Raw genomic sequence first — 18,093 nt, 5'->3', positions numbered from 1 at the left:
AGGCTAAAGTCCGAAAATGGCGTTAGCCCTTTCTTCTCATTAAGAGAATGCCCGATATTATGCAGATAATGATGGGAATACTGACGCCGATAACGGGTGGATAGCCAGTTGCGACGCTCATTCTTCCAAATAAGTTCAGGCCGTTTTGAAAAGCAAGGCCAATCATTACGCCAGAAAAAACACGACCGCCCATTGTTGATGAGCGCAGCGGCCCAAATACACTAGAAAGTGCAACAAGGACGAGTGCGATACAGGCCACAGGGCGTAATGCTTTACTCCAAAATTCAAGCGCATATTGGGCGCCGTCTTGCTTTTGAGACTCTAAATACAATTGATACGTTCTGAGCTGACTTAGCGATAGGTAATCAGGTTCTTGTGATGCTAAATACAGGTGCTCTGGTTTGATGCTAACAGACCATTTTTGCGTTGCTAAGTTTTTGACTTCAACATGGTCAGGGTAAAAAATGGTCTTTTTTACATTGCTCAATAGCCATTGAGTATCATTGATATGGACGGCTGTTTTCGCATCGGTAATGCTTGTTAAATGTTGTTCTTTAGGGGAGAAAATTTTAATGCCATACAGTTTTCCTGTGCTGTCTGCGGCATTGATATAGACAAAGTTATTATCAGCCTTAAGCCATACTCCGCCTGTTAAAGCAAAATTTCCTTGTTTTTGATCTTGCAGTTTTTCTACTAGGTTGGCTTTTTGTTCTGCTGCTGGCGCGACAAATTCTGATAACCCCATGCCGATTAGTGCGACCAGTATTATAGGTTGGCAGGCGGAAAATCCGATACGCCAAATAGGCATTCCGGCAGCCCTCATAACCGTTAATTCAGAGGTAGACGCCAATGTGCCCAGTCCCATTAATGTGCCAATTAGCGATGAAATGGGTACGTACTCTGCAAATTTTCCTGGCAGGCGGTACATGAGAACTTGAAAGATTGATTGCACCGTATAGTCGTCACTCACTTTTTTGATTTGATCAATAAAAGCAATGGCGGTGTCTAAGCCAAGTAATACAAACATCACGATCAAAAAGGACCAAAGGACGCTGGAGGCCACGTATCTGTCTATTTTATTCATTGCTTAGACTCGCTGTCTAGTTGAGCGGGAAGTCGAGCGCTTTTACGGCTAAAGACCTGATTATATTGGACGAATAATCCCAAAGCGATGATGAGGAATATGCCGTGAATCCACCAAAGTCCTAAATAAGCAGGAATTTTTTCTTTGCCAATGGCGGTTTTCCCCCAAATAAGCAACGCCATATAGGTAATCATTAATAGGATTGCGGGCAGCATTTTAAAGAATCGGCCTTGCCTTGGGTTTACCTGACTGAGGGATAATCCAATGATGGAAAGGATTGGAATCATTATCACTAAAGCGATTCGCCATTGCAGTTCTGCTTTGTCTTCTGGATCAGTGCTCTTTATTAGGTCATATGTACTTCGAGTTGTCGGGTCTGTAATGGATTCTTGAGGTGAACTTTTCATTCGCATCGCATAGGTGTCGAACTCAGTGACTCGGTAAGCCGCGGTGCCAGGAACACCTTCATAACGGACACCATTTTTAAATACCAAATAGTTTTGGCCACCTTTGGAGTCCATTTTTATCTCTTCGGCGTAAGAGGCGAGCATTTGAACTGGAATGGATTTGCCATTTTCACGCACAAAGTCGGAAAGAAAAACATTGTTCATCCAGCCTTCTTTTGGTGTGAAGTTATCTATGTAGGTAGTGCGTTGGCCATCCCCTTGAAAGCGTCTAGGGATTAAAAAGGAAAAGCTAGAAAGTTGCCCTTGCTCATTAACAGCTTTGGCTACTTTGTATTCACTCGTTGGCGTCAACCAAAAGTTTAATCCTGCGCTAATAGAGAAAACAATCGCCGCAATGCCAAGTGTGTAGCCGGCTAGTTTGAGTTTGCTGATGCCGCTTGAAAACAAAACAGACATCTCATTTTCAATATAAAGGCGGCCAAAGGTCAGCAACAATGATAGGAAAAATGCAATCGGTAAAATGATCTGAACAAAATAAGGAATATGATAGCCGAGAATGGCGAATAGAAATTCGAACGTCATTTTCCCTTCGGTTGCACGCCCTAAATAGGTTACAAATCGGCTGCTTAAAATAACGAGAAGTAAAATTAGCGTCACCCCAGCGGTTGACACCAACACTTCTTTCGCCAAGTATCTGAATAGTCTCAAAGTCACCTCAATTGGATGCCGCCTAAGTGCGGAGAGTTGATTACAAATCTAAAGCCCCCATTATCTCGTGGTAAGAAGGACATTATCCAGTTTTTTTTAAAAGTTATTATTTTGAGGAACCTCTCATGAATACAACATTATTTGACCGTGTATCCACGGTTGAAGCAGACTTGGTCGTTGTTTTTGTACCAAGCGAAGGCGCTTTTCCTGAGTCTACAGCTTGGGTTGATGATAATGCCGATGGTCAGTTGTCACAGTTACGAGAAAGCAATGTTTTTAAAGGTGGTTTAGCACAAACATTATTATTGCCTAGCGTAACTCAAGATTTTGCTCAACCAGTATTGTTGGTCGGTACCGGCAAAGAATCTGAATTAAGCGATATGCAAGCGCGCAAGGTGATTGCGGCAGTCGCAACTCAAATCAAATCACTTCCTTATGCTACGGTTGCGCTTGCGAGTCGCGCTCTAGTATTAAAGCAGCGTTCACAAAGTGAAGTGACAGCGTTGATTGCACAATGGCTAAACGAAGGTTTTTATAACTTTCTTGGCTTTAAACAAGACGATGCTGAGAAAAGTACTAAAGTAGAAAACCTACTGATCGAAGGTACTGACGAAGCCGCATTGGCGATTGGTACGTCAACCGCTAATGGTTCAGCGTTTGCTCGTCAGCTAGGCAACTTACCAGGTAACGTGTGTACGCCGAACTACTTGGCGTCGAAAGCTCAGCACTTTGGTGAAGAATACGGCATCGATATTGAGTTGCTAGACGAAACAAAAATGGATGAGCTAGGCATGCATTGCCTACTTTCTGTCGGTCGTGGTAGTGATCAGCCAAGTTACCTTATTGTGATGCATTACCGAGGTGGCGAAGCCAATGAAGCGCCTCATGTTTTGCTTGGTAAAGGCATTACTTTTGACACGGGTGGTATTTCATTGAAACCTGGTCAAAAAATGGATGAAATGAAATATGACATGTGTGGTGCGGCGAGTGTGTTCGGCACCATGAAAGCGATTTGTGAATTGAAACCTAAGCTGAACTTCACAGCGGTTGTGGCGGCGGCTGAAAATATGCCAAGTGCGCGTGCGACAAAACCTGGCGATATTGTAAAAACGATGTCTGGTCAAACTGTTGAAGTGTTGAATACCGATGCTGAAGGCCGTCTTGTATTGTGTGACGCGCTGACTTACATCGAGCGATTCAAACCAAAATCTGTCGTTGATATCGCGACCTTAACGGGCGCATGTGTGGTTGCTTTAGGTAGCGTGAATTCAGGTATGTATGCCAACGATGATGCGGTTGCCGAGTCGTTGAAAGATGCTAGCCAGATTTCAGCGGATAAAATTTGGCAAATGCCTTTGAACGAAGAATACCAACAGCAGTTAGACAGTAATTTTGCGGATATTGCGAACATTGGGGGTCCAGAAGCAGGCTCTGTAACGGCGGCGTGTTTCTTGTCTCGTTTTACGAAAGCATACCCTTGGGCGCATTTGGATATTGCTGGCACAGCTTGGGCTGGTGGTGGATCTAAAGGTGCTAGCGGCCGTCCGGTTGCTTTGTTGACTCGTTACTTATTGGCTAAAGCTAACTAATGTATTGATATTGTCACATCGATACTTTTTCCAAAAAAACAGCAATGATTGTCATTGCTGTTTTTTTTTTATCTTTTTTAGACGCTAAATTGAGCCCACCATTTTTTGAGGGTAGACATTTCGAGTTTTGGATGCGAAAGTTGATGAAATAAATTTCGATCAATTAAGCCTTGCTGTTTATTTGTTATCACCTCTATTCGTTTATATTTTTATTGGTTAGTAGCTTATGCCTGATGTAGCGTCAAAGATTACAGACGATGTTTTTGAGAGCCATGCTTTTACTGGCAATGCGTTTAATCATGATGAATTAGAACCAGACGAAGAAGATTTGGTTGCGGCGTTGCGAAATCAGGACGATATTCCGATTCTTATGGATGTTGTTGCGGACACCTTGTCGTCTTCTCTTAGTCAGGAGGGTCAGCTTTCTGATGCGATGAAAAACCTAGTATTAGAACAAGAATCTACGATTCCTGTCTTATGCAATGAAGAACCTGATGTTGTATTGGCCAGTACTCATGTTGAAGCAAAGGCTGAAAACTTAGCGGAAGATGTTGCTGTTTTTACTCATGAGCATATCGCCGAGGCAGTAAGTAAAGTGCTTGAGAAACGATTGCCTGAATTAGTACAAGAAGTGCTGAGTGTGATGCAAAATTTGCCTACAAAGGCTAAATAATTGACTAAATCGATCTAATCATAACCATCGTCAGATTGGAGGTTATTCTTTATCTTGCGATGACGCGCTATAATTTCCAAAATTCAATTTACCTCTCTATAAGAGCTTTAAGACACCATAATGGAAAAGACCTACCAACCACAAAGTATTGAACAGCCTATTTACCAACGTTGGGAAGAGGGTGGTTACTTCACGCCTCAAGGCGACGGCACCCCTTTTTCAATCATGATACCACCACCAAACGTCACCGGCAGTCTGCACATGGGGCATGCGTTTCAGCATACTCTAATGGATGCCATGATTCGTCGTGAGCGAATGAAAGGCAAGCGCGCTTTGTGGCAACCAGGCAGTGATCATGCTGGTATCGCAACACAAATGGTCGTTGAGCGCCAATTGGCGGCTCAAAATACGACACGTCATGATCTTGGTCGTGAAAAATTTCTAGAAAAAGTCTGGGAATGGAAAGACCAGTCAGGCGGTACTATTTCCGATCAAATGCGTGTTCTAGGTGACTCTGTTGCGTGGGATAAAGAACGTTTCACGATGGACCCAGGTATGTCTGCGGCCGTACAAGAAGTGTTTGTTCGCCTATACGACGAAGGCATTATTTACCGTGGTCAGCGTTTGGTTAACTGGGATCCTGTTTTACATACAGCCATTTCAGATCTTGAAGTTATTTCTGAAGAAGAAAATGGCTTCATGTGGTATTTCCGTTACCCATTAGCGGATGGTGTCACAACCGCCGATGGTAAAGATTACATCGTGGTCGCCACGACTCGTCCTGAAACCATGTTTGGTGATGCTGCGGTCGCGGTTGCTCCAGACGATGAGCGCTTTACTGACTTGGTTGGTAAGTTCGTAGAATTGCCTCTTGTTGGCCGCCGTATTCCGATTGTAGCCGATGAGTATGTAGACAAAGAATTCGGTACGGGTTGTGTGAAAATTACGCCAGCTCATGACTTTAATGACTATGAAGTTGGTAAACGCCATGACATGCCGTTAATCAATATTTTAACGGACGATGCGTCGATCAATGATACGGCGCCAGAAAAATACCGTGGTATGGATCGCTTCGTAGCGCGTAAAGCCGTCGTTGAAGATTTTGATGCGCTAGGCTTGTTAGAAAAAATAGCAGACCATAAATTAAAAGTGCCACGCGGAGAACGTGGCAATACCGTGATCGAACCCTACCTGACTCAGCAATGGTATGTGGCGGTTGAAACCTTGGTGAAACCAGCCATTGAAGCGGTAGAAAACGGCGATATTCAGTTTGTCCCTAAACAATGGGAAAACACTTACTTTGCTTGGATGCGCGATCTGAACGATTGGTGTATCTCTCGTCAACTTTGGTGGGGTCATCAAATCCCAGCTTGGTACGATGCCGACGGTAAATTTTATGTTGGTAAAGACGAAGCAGAAGTACGCACTAAGTACAGCTTAGCGGACGATGTCACACTGACTCAAGACGAAGACGTATTAGACACTTGGTTCTCTTCTGCTTTGTGGACGTTTGCGACTCAAGGCTGGCCTGAAGAAACACAAGATTTTAAAGAATTCAGTGAATCTGATGTGTTGGTTACTGGCTTTGACATTATCTTCTTCTGGGTAGCCAGAATGATCATGATGACGCTGAAGTTCACCAACAAGGTGCCATTCAAAACCGTTTATATCACGGGGCTGATTCGTGATGAGCGCGGCGATAAGATGTCGAAATCGAAAGGCAACGTAATCGATCCATTGGATTTGATTGGCGGCATCGATATTGAATCCTTGGTTAAGAAACGTACCTACGGCATGATGCAACCGCGTCTTGCTGAAAAAGTCGAAAAGAATACCCGTGAAACTTATCCTGAAGGTATTCAAGCCTACGGCACAGATGCGCTGCGCTTTACGCTTTGCTCCCTTGCTTCTGGTGGTCGTGATATCAAATTTGATTTGAACCGACTTGAAGGCTACCGCAACTTCTGTAACAAAATTTGGAACGCAACGCGTTATGTTCTGATGAACACAGAAGATCAAGATTGTGGTCAGAATGGCGCAGACGTTGAGTTGTCATTGGCAGATAAGTGGATCATTTCTCGCTTGCAGCACACTGAAGATGCGGTGAATCGTGCGTTTGATACCCATCGCTATGATCTGGCTTCACAGGCCTTGTATGAATTCATGTGGCACGAATACTGTGATTGGTACTTGGAGTTGTCTAAGCCTGTGCTTTGGGACGAAAATGCCAGTGCGGCACAGTTAACCGGTACACGTCGTACCTTGGTTCGCGTATTAGAAACCTTCTTGCGTTTGGCGCATCCTATGATGCCATTCTTAACCGAAGAAATTTGGCAGCGTATTGCGCCATTGGCGGGTGTTGAAGGTGATACCGTCATGGTAATGGAATACCCAGTTGCAAACGAAGCGAAAAAAGATGAACAAGCCGAAGCCGATATCGAATGGTTGAAAGGCGTCATCGAAGGCATTCGTAATATTCGTGGTGAAATGAATATCGCACCATCGAAGCCGCTAGATGTGTTGTTCCGTAATGGTACTGAGCAAGACAGCGCTCGCTTAGAAGCCAACTTGGCTTTCTTGCAGAAATTGGCCAAGTTAGAAACCATTACTTGGTTGAATGCAGGCGATGATGCACCTATGTCAGCGACGGCCTTGGTCGGCGATATGGAAGTCTTGGTGCCAATGGCAGGTTTGATAGATAAAGACGCTGAACTTGCCCGTTTGCAAAAAGAAATCGATAAAGCGACGAAAGATCTAGAGCGCATTGAAGGCAAATTGTCCAACGAAAGCTTTGTGGCGAAAGCGCCAGCAGCAGTGGTGGATAAAGAGCGCGCTAAGTGTGACGACCTTCGTTTGACCGTGAGTAAACTGGAAGAACAGAAAGCGAGTATTGAGTCGTTGTGAACCAGTCGTTATAAATAGTCATAAATAAATAGTCATAAATAAAAAGTTATGTCAGGCATGTTATTAGCGTGCCTGGCATTCATTGCATTCTATAAAAATAAAAAAAGAGGCAATAAGTAATGGAAAGAGTCAGTGGAAAAGTAAAATGGTTTAATGATGCTAAAGGTGTTGGCTTTATCAAAAGAGACGCTGACAGTGACGTGTTTGTGCATTACAAATCGATTGCACTAGATGGGCATAAAACCTTAAAAAAAGGTCAATCTGTGTCGTTTGAATTAGCGAGTACTGAGTTTGGTCTTCAAGCTGTGGACGTTCGAATAGAAGAAGTATCGCCTTCTATTGCAACAGAAGGCGAGTACAGAACCGCAAATGCCTAGCGTGTTATTTGTTTTGTTCTAGTAGCATTTTATGAGCGAGCTTTACAAAATCTACTGGTGTTAAAATGCCAAGAAGCTTGTTGTTTTTAACGACAGGTAAGCTGCCGTATTTGTTCTCGATGAAGAATTCAGCGGCAGCATCTAAGCTGACACCTGGTTCAATAGTAAGGATATCTTTGTTCATTACTTTGGAAACAGGTGTTTGTTCTTCTTTTTTAGCCAGTTGCTGAGTGCCAAACTGACTGACTAAATAAAAGGCATAGCGAAGGTATTCTCGTTGTGTGAGCATGCCAATACATTCGCCGCTTTGGTTAACAATGGGTAAGTTGCGAATGTTCTTTTCACTCATTAACTCTTTGGCTTCGGCTAATGAACAAGTTTCTTCGAGTGTGGCTAAATTTGTCACCATCAAATCTGCAACGGTCATCATAGTTTGAGTTTCCTTTTTTCCCAATTTTTATGCCAGCCAGTGTGGTGCAAGCCGCTCTCAAAAGCAATTATATTGCTACGAGACAAATCAACAATAGGGTGACTAAATGATCAGCGACGAAGAGTGGATGGCAAAAGCGCTGTTATTAGCGGAGCAAGCTGCTGCTGATAGTGAAATTCCAGTGGGTGCTCTTGTTGTACTCGATGGAGAAGTGATTGGGAAAGGCTATAATTCCCCTATTTCTCAATGTGACCCAACCGCTCATGCTGAGATCCAAGCGCTGCGTGATGCGTGCAAAAAAGTAAATAACTACCGCTTAATCGGGGCAACCTTGTACGTTACATTGGAGCCTTGTTCTATGTGCGCGGGTGCAATTATCCATTCTCGTGTGGCGCGAGTGGTGTATGCGGCGACGGAGCCCAAAAGTGGCGTGGTAGAAAGCCAAGGTGCTTTTTTTGAGGCGCCTTTTCTCAATCATAAAGTCGAAGTTTGTGGTGGTGTACTCGCAGAAAAAGCATCATTACAGCTAACACAATTCTTTCAATATCGTCGTGAGCAAAAAAAGAAGCTCAAACAATTGGCGAAAAAGGCCATATAATCGTTTTTTTTCAGCATTTAGTGCAGAAAATACAGACACTGCTGGCCTCTATTTGGGTCATTGATTTAAAATACCCGCACCATTTCCCCCAAAACTACCAAGTGAGGCAATACTCGACATGCTAACCCTGCATGGTTCCGCAGCGCTATCGGCGTTTCGCAAGGCAAAGTTATTGGCCAACATGAAAGCATCTGTACCATCCGTCACGGATGTGGATGCGCAATTTCTTCATTTTGTTGAATTGCATGACGGTCAGGCGCTTTCTACAGAGCAAGAAACGGTTCTTCAGCGCGCTCTAGCCTACGGTCCTAAATCCTCCCAAGTCAGTTCGTCTGAACAAAGTGTATTAGTCGTTCCGCGTTTAGGTACGATTTCACCTTGGTCTTCAAAAGCAACCGATATTCTTCATAACTGTGGTCTAGCGACCGTGTCTCGTGTTGAGCGTGGTGTGGAGTATTTCATCCACAGTGCATCACCATTGACACTGGACGAGCTGGATCTGTTGTCAGAAATGTTGCATGACCGCATGACAGAAAGCGTGCTTCCGGCATTGAGCGACGCGTCTGACATGTTCTCTCATGCAGAACCTGCACCTATGACCGCGGTCGATGTGTTAGCAGGTGGACGAGCGGCGTTGGTTGAGGCAAACCAAACGCTAGGCTTAGCGTTGGCAGATGATGAAATCGATTACCTTGTCGATTCTTTTATTGAGCTGGGTCGTAACCCAATCGATATCGAATTGATGATGTTTGCACAAGCGAACTCTGAGCATTGTCGTCACAAAATATTTAATGCGTCTTGGACCATTGATGGCGAAGAGCAAGAGCGCTCTTTGTTTAAAATGATCAAGAACACGCACGAACACAATCCTGATGGCACCTTGTCGGCATACAAAGACAACGCCGCTGTGATGGAAGGTAACTTTGCTGGGCGTTTCTTCCCTGCACCGGGTACCCGTGAATACGCCTTCAGCCAAGAAAACATCGATATCTTGATGAAGGTTGAGACTCATAACCACCCAACCGCTATTTCTCCTTTTTCAGGCGCGGCAACTGGCTCTGGTGGTGAAATTCGCGACGAAGGCGCAACCGGTATTGGTTCAAAACCAAAAGCAGGTTTAAGCGGTTATACCGTGTCCGATCTTAAAATCCCGGGCTTTGAACAGCCATGGGAAAGCTATTACGGCAAGCCGTCTCGCATCGTGACACCGTTGGACATTATGATCGAAGGTCCTATTGGTGGTGCGGCATTTAACAATGAGTTTGGTCGTCCTAACTTGTTGGGCTATTTCCGTAGTTACGAGCAAAAAATCCAAGGTGCGACACAAGAAGAAGTACGCGGTTACCATAAGCCAATTATGTTGGCAGGTGGTCTGGGGAATATTCGCCGTGAGCACGTTGAGAAAAAAGAAATTAAAGTAGGCGCTAAGCTGATTGTGCTTGGCGGTCCTGCGATGTTGATTGGTCTTGGCGGCGGCGCGGCTTCCTCTATGGCTTCTGCAGACGGCAACGAAGATTTAGACTTTGCTTCTGTGCAACGTGGTAATCCAGAAATGGAACGTCGTTGTCAGGAAGTAATCGACCGCTGCTGGCAGATGGGCGACAACAACCCAATCAGTTTTATCCACGATGTGGGTGCTGGTGGTTTGTCTAATGCGCTACCTGAATTGGTAAAAGATGGCGATCGTGGTGGTAACTTTGATTTACGCAAAGTGCTAAACGATGAGCCAGGTATGTCACCACTCGAAATCTGGTGTAATGAATCTCAAGAGCGTTACGTGATGGCGGTATCGCCTGAGCGTGTTGCAGAGTTTACTGCAATATGTGAGCGTGAACGTTGCCCATTTGCGATTGTTGGCGATGCAAAAGAAGAGCTTCATTTAGAAGTAGCGGATGAGCATTTCGGTAATAAGCCAGTTGATTTGCCAATGTCTGTGTTGTTTGGCAAACCACCAAAAATGCATCGTGAAGCCACCAAAGCGGTTATTAAAGGTGATGATTTCACGGCCGTAGACGTGGACCTTATTGAAGCGGCGAAACGTGTTTTAAGTTTGCCAACTGTCGCCAGCAAAAACTTCTTGATTACCATTGGTGACCGTTCGATTACCGGCATGGTTGCGCGTGATCAAATGGTAGGCCCTTGGCAGGTTCCAGTGGCAGATGTGGCAGTGACTACCTCGTCACTAGACAGCACCACAGGTGAAGCCATGACCATGGGTGAGCGTACTCCAATCGCATTGCTTAATGCACCAGCGTCAGGCCGTATGGCCGTTGGTGAAGCATTGACTAACTTAGCGGCCGCGCAAATTACTAAGCGTAACCATATTAAGTTGTCAGCGAACTGGATGGCGGCCGCCGGTCACGAAGGCGAAGACGAAAAACTCTACCAAACCGTAAAAGCGGTGGGTATGGAATTGTGTCCTGCTTTGGATATTGCGATTCCAGTGGGTAAAGACTCCATGTCGATGAAGACTGTTTGGAAAGAAGATGGCGAAGAAAAAGCCGTTACTTCTCCATTGTCTTTGGTGATTACGGCGTTTGCGCCTGTAGCGGATGTGCGTAAAACCTTAACACCTGAATTGCAAAGCAAGGCTGATACACGCTTGTTGTTGATTGATTTGGGCGCGGGACAGAATCGTCTTGGTGGTTCTGTTATTGCTCAAGTTTACAACAAGCTGGGGCAGCAAACGCCAGACGTTGACAGTGCCGCCGCGTTGGCTGGGTTCTTTGATACGACTCAAGCGTTGAACGCGGAAGGTAAATTATTGGCTTACCATGATCGCTCTGACGGCGGTGTGTTTGCGACCTTGACAGAAATGTCATTCGCCAGCCATTTGGGTCTGAACATTGACCTCGATGACACCATTACTCAGCGTGCTCAAATTGCCCCTGCTTTGTTCAGTGAAGAGTTGGGTGCGGTCGTGCAAGTTAATGATGCCGATGTGGCGGATATTATTGCGGCTTACGCGAAAGCGGGCGTTAATGTTGCTCCGATTGCGACCTTGTCTGGTGATGACACTATCCGAATTCGTTTTGCCGGCGAAACCGTGCTTGAAGAAACTCGCATCAACTGGCAGCGTGTTTGGTCTGAAACCAGTTACCGCATTCAGGCGTTGCGTGATAATCCAGAGTCTGCACAACAAGAGTTTGATAACTTGTTGGATGCTAACGATCCAGGGTTGTCTGCTAACGTAAGTTTTGATCAAAATGAAGACATAGTCGCAGCCTTTGTTGCGTCTGGTGTGAAACCTAAGATCGCCGTATTGCGTGAGCAAGGTGTGAATGGTCAAGTTGAAATGGCGGCGGCTTTTCATAAGGCCGGCTTCACTCCGATCGACGTTCATATGAGCGATATCTTATCGGGTCGTACAACGCTTGATGAGTTTAGTGGTTTGGTTGCTTGTGGTGGATTCTCTTACGGGGATGTACTAGGCGCGGGTGAAGGTTGGGCGAAGTCTATTCTCTTTAACCCAGTTGCGCGCGAGCAGTTTGAAGCCTTCTTCAAGCGTCCAGATACCTTCTCGTTAGGTGTGTGTAACGGTTGTCAGATGTTATCTAACCTTTATGAGTTAATTCCTGGTGCTGGTCATTGGCCGAAATTTGTTCGTAACCAATCGGCTCAGTTCGAAGCGCGCTTTGTACAGGTAGAAGTTCAGAAATCGAATTCTATCTTGTTGGCGGGTATGGAAGGTTCGCGTATGCCAATCGCAGTAGCTCACGGTGAAGGTCAAACTGAATATCGTGACGATCAAGATATGGCCGCGTTAGCGTCTTCTTCGCAAATTGCATTGCGTTATGTTGATAACTACGGTCAGGCAACTGAACGCTACCCATTCAACCCGAATGGTTCAGCAGACGGTGTGACTGGATTAACATCAGAAGATGGTCGTGTGACTATTATGATGCCTCATCCAGAGCGTGTTTATCGTACGGTCCAACACAGCTGGCACCCAAGCGAATGGCAAGAGCAAGCACCATGGTTGCGCTTGTTCCAAAACGCAAGAAAATGGTTAGGCTAAACGTTTAGTTAGAGCGTAATTTTGAAAGGCCTCTCTTCGGCAAGAAGAGAGGCCTTTTTTGTGCATCTGTGTTCCATCTTGAAAAGGGTATTTTTCTGTGGAAGGTATGGCAACTAAGCATAAAAAAAACCAGTGTAAAAATACACTGGGTTAAGGTAAATACGGGGGGCGTATTTTTTGGAAACGAGTAATTAAAGCGCTGGGCCTGCTTTCGCAATGGCGTCAGAAACACTATCAAACTTTTTGAAGTTCTCAACGAACTGAGCAATAAGTTTTTTCGCTTGATCTTCGTATGCGCCTTGGTCAGACCAAGTGTTGCGAGGATTCAACAACACGCTATCTACGCCAGGAACCTGAATGGGTACATCTAGGTTTACATCGTCTAGGTGCTCTGTTTTCGCATCAATAAGTGCGCCAGATTGAATCGCAGCAATAACCGCACGAGTCGTTGGAATGCTGAAACGTTTGCCGCCTTTGCCATGTGCTCCACCAGTCCAGCCAGTGTTTACTAGGTAAACTTTGCTGCCGAATTCGTCGATACGCTTAATCAATAGATCTGCGTAAACGTCTGCAGAGCGAGGGAAGAAAGGCGCGCCGAAACAAGTAGAGAAGGTAGATTTAATGCCAGTTCCTGCGCCGACTTCAGTAGAACCTACTAGCGCTGTATAGCCACTTAGAAAGTGGTACGCTGCCGCTTCTTTAGACAGAACAGAAACAGGAGGTAAAACGCCCGTCAAATCACAGGTTAGGAAGATGATAGCGTTTGGCTCGCCGGCACGGTTTCCAGCAGCACGTTTTTCAATGTGCTCACGTGGGTAGCCAGCGCGGCCGTTTTGCGATAATGATGTATCAGCGTAATCTGCAATGCGAGTTTCTGGATCTAATACAACGTTTTCTACAATGGTGCCGAATTTAATGGCATCCCAAATGATAGGTTCATTTTTCTGGGATAGGTCGATTGTTTTTGCGTAACAGCCACCCTCAATGTTAAACACAGTGTCTTTGCCCCAGCCGTGCTCATCATCACCAATCAAGAAACGTTCTGGATCTGCAGATAGGGTTGTTTTACCAGTACCTGATAGGCCGAAGAATAAGGAGACATCTTCATCTGGTCCTACGTTGGCTGCACAGTGCATTGGCAATACATCGTGAGCAGGTAATAAGTAGTTTTGCACTGAGAACATGGCTTTTTTCATTTCACCGGCGTAACGCATGCCAGCGATAAGTACTTTACGTTCAGCAAAGTTTAGAATGACGCAGCTTTCAGAGTGAGTGCCATCACGTTCCGGTTCACAAACGAACTCAGGAGCGTTAATAATTTGCCACTCGCTTTTTGATGTTGGGTTGTATGTTTCAGGGCGAATAAATAAGTTGCGACCAAATAATTGGTGCCATGCTGTTTCGGTGCGCATGATAACGGGTAAATAGTACTCGTCACCTGCTCCAACATGAATATTTGAGACAAAGGATTCTTTTTCATTCAAATAAGCTTCGACACGATCCCATAAAGGCGCGAATTTAGCTTCGGGGAAAGGGCGGTTAACTGGCCCCCAATGGATGCTGTCTTTACTCGATGCTTCTTCTACGATGAAGCGGTCCATCGGTGAGCGGCCACTACGAGCGCCCGTTTCGACAACCAGTGCGCCGTTATCGGCAAGAACGCCTTCGCCATTTTCTAGCGCTTTCTCAACGAGTTTTGGTGTTGTCAAATTTGAATGAATTGCTGTTACTTTAGATGCAGAACGCATGTCGTAAAATCCTCAGATTTATAAAATGTGGTCTAATTTTTATTATTATTTTTATGGGGGAATTGGGCTGAAATCGATAGTAACAAAACAATCTAAGAAAAAATATTCTTATGGTGATATGTTATTTAATTACTTTTTTGTAACTTAATAATGTCAGTTAACTTGTTGTTTTTAAAGTATAAATTGTTATTTTTCGGCTATTTAAAATCACCCTTAGCGTGTTTTTGGATTCATAGTGCAATATTTTTTGTTATTTTCTTTCTATTCTGTTGATATTTTTCTAAAGAGAAATATTCTTACTGAGAATATAGTTATATGTTTTTATCAATAAATGTTCTTTGATTTGCGATATGAATATTAAAGTGTAGAAATCTCCTACAAAACCCGCAATAAATTCATAATTAATTGCATTTTTCTTGTTTTAGTTTTCCCTGAATTGGCAATCTTCATGGTAAGATTATTCCTCGAATTCCCCCTCTTTCTAAAGGTTAATCGAACTTATGTTAAAAACGAATCAGAACTGCAATATTGGGTTTGTCGGCTTAGGTGTAATGGGTAAAAATCTGGCCCTAAATTTTGCCGATCATGGGTACCGTGTTGCAGGTTTTGATCTTGACGCCGAAAAAATTAAAGACGTTCTTGAAACTGAGGAACGTGAGCGTCTAGACTCACAAAGTGAAGCCCGCATCGTTGGCAGTTCTAGTATGGAAGAGCTATTAAATAACCTAGTTAAACCTAGGGTTATTGTTGTTTTGGTTCCTGCTGGTAAGCCCGTTGATATAGTTTGCGATAACTTAATTAAAGCAGGCCTAGAGCCTGATGATATTGTCGTTGATTGTGGTAATAGCCAATGGACAGATACTATTCGTCGCGAATCGGAATACAAAGATCGTCTTAAATTCTTCGGTACCGCAGTATCTGGTGGTGAAGTTGGTGCACGATTCGGTCCTTCTTTAATGCCCGGCGGTGATGCAGACTCTTGGAAATATCTACAACCAATGTGGGAAGCGGTCGCGGCTAAAGTGGACGCAGACGGCAAGCCGATTGTTAGTGATATACCAGGCAAGCCAGTAACGGAAGGTGAGCCTTGTACTGCTTATCTTGGGCCAAATGGTGCTGGGCACTACGTTAAGATGGTGCACAACGGTATCGAATACGCAGACATGCAGCTTATTTGTGAAGCCTATCATTTACTGCGGTCACTGTTAGGTTACGAGCCTGCAGAGATTGGTAAGTTGTTTGAAAAATGGAATGAGGGCGTTCTTAACAGTTACTTGGTTGAGATTACCGCGGATATTCTTCAGCAATACGACCATAAGACCGGTGCGCCATTGGTTGATATGATTCTTGATAGTGCTGGGCAGAAAGGCACAGGTCGTTGGACGTCTATCAGTGCAACGCAGATGGGTGTACCTGCCGGTATTATTAGTGAGTCTGTTTATGCTCGAGCATTAAGTACGTTAACAGCGGAGCGTGAACACGCAGCTGGTATTTTAACGGCAGATGTTGAAAGCGGTGAGATTGAAGCTGAGGTTGTTGAAAAGGCGATAGAAGAAGCGCTTTATTGCGCTAAGATTTGCGCTTATTCTCAGGGTTTTCAGTTGATGCGAGCGGCAGAGAAAGAGTATAACTGGAAGTTTAACTTTACAGACATTGCTAAAATTTGGCGTGGTGGTTGTATTATTCGCGCTTCTTTCTTGCAGAAAATCGCAGATGCTTTTATAGAAAATCCAGAGCTTGAGAATTTACTCCTTAGTAATTACTTCTCTCATTCTATGGCAGAAAAACAAGCAGGGTTGCGTAAAACCGTTGTGCTTGCGGCTCAGTCTGGCATTCCAGCGCCTTCTATTTTCTCTGCGTTAGCTTATTTTGATGGCTATCGTTCAGAAGTGTTACCAGCAAACCTGCTACAAGCTCAGCGTGATTACTTCGGTGCTCATACTTATGCTCGTGTTGATGATGAGCCAGGTCAAAAATATCACACCTTCTGGCAAGAAGAAGGTCGCCCTGAACGAAAAGCGTAAGGGGCTAAGTGTCGGATTGATCGACGCTGAGGCTATATAGTTAGATTAGGTGATTTTATATAAAGTAGCCTTCAATAAAATAGTCTTAATATATTGATACTGTTCGTTGTAATGTTGACCAGAGGTTCACTTCAAATGATTATTTGAAGTGAACCTCTGGTCAATGTCGTCCTTTCCTTGTTTCTCGTAATACTCCCACTCAAAACTTGTGCTGCACGATGACTTGTTCTTCTAGAAGAATAACCTTCATCAGCTCATGACCTTCGTTTTATCATTACCAATGTCTCTCATTACCAACGCATCGTTTGTTAAGGGAGTATTGTAATCAAAGCTAAGGGCTACTTGGCATGTCTTCTCACTATATAAGTAAAGTGTGCAGTGTTAAGAAGTAGGTATTAGAGATAGGTGAAGGTGCAGCCGTTAGATTGGTTAGGCTATTTTCATAAGTCATCGTAGGGTGTGATGTGGTGATAGCGATAAGTTAGAGATGAAAACCGATATTCTGATTGGTTTTTATACAAAAAAGCACGTATTTGATGGTTGTTTAATCAGAATGGTATTTTTTAGAAATTAATCCAAATAAACGTTCAAAAAGGGTTGCACTAAATCTGTAGATCCTTAATATACGCCCTCGCTGACACGGACAACGCTTCACAACAACGAAGACGATGTCTAGCTTACTAAGTAAGCCAACACGGTCAGCACGCTCTTTAAAATAGATAATCAGATAATTTGTGTGGGCGCTCGCTGGAGTCTTCAGAAGATCATCGCCGTTCGGTTTACCGGAAGGTAGTTGATCAAAAAAATTGAAGTCTTACGAGAGTCTACAAACAATTCGCTTTATGTTGATTTGTTGTCTTAGGGTGACAAGTTAATTAAGTTATTTGTTAGTGTAACGATTTGAGTGAGCAAGCTTTTTAACTGAAGAGTTTGATCATGGCTCAGATTGAACGCTGGCGGCAGGCTTAACACATGCAAGTCGAGCGGAAACGATGATAGCTTGCTATCAGGCGTCGAGCGGCGGACGGGTGAGTAACGCGTAGGAATCTGCCTAGTAGTGGGGGACAACATGTGGAAACGCATGCTAATACCGCATACGCCCTACGGGGGAAAGGAGGGGATCTTCGGACCTTTCGCTATTAGATGAGCCTGCGTAAGATTAGCTAGTTGGTAGGGTAAAGGCCTACCAAGGCGACGATCTTTAACTGGTCTGAGAGGATGACCAGTCACACTGGGACTGAGACACGGCCCAGACTCCTACGGGAGGCAGCAGTGGGGAATATTGGACAATGGGCGCAAGCCTGATCCAGCCATGCCGCGTGTGTGAAGAAGGCCTTAGGGTTGTAAAGCACTTTCAGGGGTGAGGAAGGGTGATAGCTTAATACGTTATCATCTTGACGTTAGCCCCAGAAGAAGCACCGGCTAACTCTGTGCCAGCAGCCGCGGTAATACAGAGGGTGCAAGCGTTAATCGGAATTACTGGGCGTAAAGCGCGCGTAGGTGGTTTGTTAAGTCGGATGTGAAATCCCAGGG

General features: G+C 44.5%; 11 protein-coding genes and 1 rRNA gene. 8 read left to right on the top strand and 4 right to left on the bottom strand.

Features of this window, described 5'->3' with window-relative positions; all coding sequences use genetic code 11:
• Positions 1–22 precede the first annotated feature (22 nt).
• Positions 23–1,084, bottom strand: a complete 1,062-nt coding sequence (gene lptG / locus V6259_RS11240) for an LPS export ABC transporter permease LptG (protein ID WP_341584582.1) — start codon at positions 1,082–1,084, stop codon at positions 23–25.
• Positions 1,081–2,169, bottom strand: coding sequence for an LPS export ABC transporter permease LptF (gene lptF / locus V6259_RS11235; protein WP_445928511.1), 1,089 nt, complete (start codon positions 2,167–2,169; stop codon positions 1,081–1,083). Before lptF ends, lptG begins: the two co-directional genes overlap by 4 nt.
• A gap of 155 nt (positions 2,170–2,324) precedes the next feature.
• On the opposite strand from lptF, the gene V6259_RS11230 reads away from it, so the two are divergent.
• The 4 genes from V6259_RS11230 to V6259_RS11215 all read left to right on the top strand — a co-directional run bounded on the left by V6259_RS11230 (position 2,325) and on the right by V6259_RS11215 (position 7,742).
• Complete coding sequence (locus V6259_RS11230; protein ID WP_341584580.1) at positions 2,325–3,788, top strand: leucyl aminopeptidase; 1,464 nt, start codon at positions 2,325–2,327, stop codon at positions 3,786–3,788.
• Positions 3,789–4,014: 226 nt separating this feature from the next.
• Positions 4,015–4,461 carry a hypothetical protein gene (locus V6259_RS11225; protein WP_341584579.1) on the top strand — a complete coding sequence of 149 codons (447 nt, stop codon included), beginning with the start codon at positions 4,015–4,017 and terminating at the stop codon, positions 4,459–4,461.
• 120 nt (positions 4,462–4,581) lie between these two features.
• Positions 4,582–7,365, top strand: a complete 2,784-nt coding sequence (locus V6259_RS11220; protein ID WP_341584578.1) for a valine--tRNA ligase — start codon at positions 4,582–4,584, stop codon at positions 7,363–7,365.
• A gap of 119 nt (positions 7,366–7,484) precedes the next feature.
• Positions 7,485–7,742 carry a cold-shock protein gene (locus V6259_RS11215; RefSeq protein WP_341584577.1) on the top strand — a complete coding sequence of 86 codons (258 nt, stop codon included), beginning with the start codon at positions 7,485–7,487 and terminating at the stop codon, positions 7,740–7,742.
• Between the two features lie 4 nt (positions 7,743–7,746).
• Here V6259_RS11215 and V6259_RS11210 read toward each other — a convergent pair whose 3' ends face one another.
• Complete coding sequence (locus V6259_RS11210) at positions 7,747–8,172, bottom strand: CBS domain-containing protein (RefSeq protein ID WP_133012385.1); 426 nt, start codon at positions 8,170–8,172, stop codon at positions 7,747–7,749.
• A 106-nt stretch (positions 8,173–8,278) separates the two neighbouring features.
• Between V6259_RS11210 and tadA the strand changes: the two genes are divergently transcribed.
• Positions 8,279–8,770, top strand: a complete 492-nt coding sequence (tadA, locus tag V6259_RS11205; RefSeq protein ID WP_341584576.1) for a tRNA adenosine(34) deaminase TadA — start codon at positions 8,279–8,281, stop codon at positions 8,768–8,770.
• Positions 8,771–8,888: 118 nt separating this feature from the next.
• Positions 8,889–12,788 carry a phosphoribosylformylglycinamidine synthase gene (gene purL / locus V6259_RS11200; protein ID WP_341584575.1) on the top strand — a complete coding sequence of 1,300 codons (3,900 nt, stop codon included), beginning with the start codon at positions 8,889–8,891 and terminating at the stop codon, positions 12,786–12,788.
• A 191-nt stretch (positions 12,789–12,979) separates the two neighbouring features.
• Here the strand turns inward: purL and V6259_RS11195 are convergent, their stop codons facing one another.
• Positions 12,980–14,536 (bottom strand): phosphoenolpyruvate carboxykinase, encoded by a 1,557-nt coding sequence (locus V6259_RS11195; RefSeq protein WP_341584574.1) that lies wholly within the window; start codon positions 14,534–14,536, stop codon positions 12,980–12,982.
• A 500-nt stretch (positions 14,537–15,036) separates the two neighbouring features.
• On the opposite strand from V6259_RS11195, the gene gndA reads away from it, so the two are divergent.
• Together gndA and V6259_RS11185 are read left to right on the top strand one after the other, a co-directional pair.
• Complete coding sequence (gene gndA / locus V6259_RS11190) at positions 15,037–16,560, top strand: NADP-dependent phosphogluconate dehydrogenase (RefSeq protein ID WP_341584573.1); 1,524 nt, start codon at positions 15,037–15,039, stop codon at positions 16,558–16,560.
• A gap of 918 nt (positions 16,561–17,478) precedes the next feature.
• Positions 17,479–18,093, top strand: a 16S ribosomal RNA gene (locus tag V6259_RS11185); the annotation flags it as partial.

The organism is Marinomonas sp. TI.3.20, from assembly GCF_038155025.1.
GTDB lineage: Bacteria > Pseudomonadota > Gammaproteobacteria > Pseudomonadales > Marinomonadaceae > Marinomonas > Marinomonas flavescens.
This window is presented reverse-complemented; position numbering and strand designations above follow the sequence as displayed.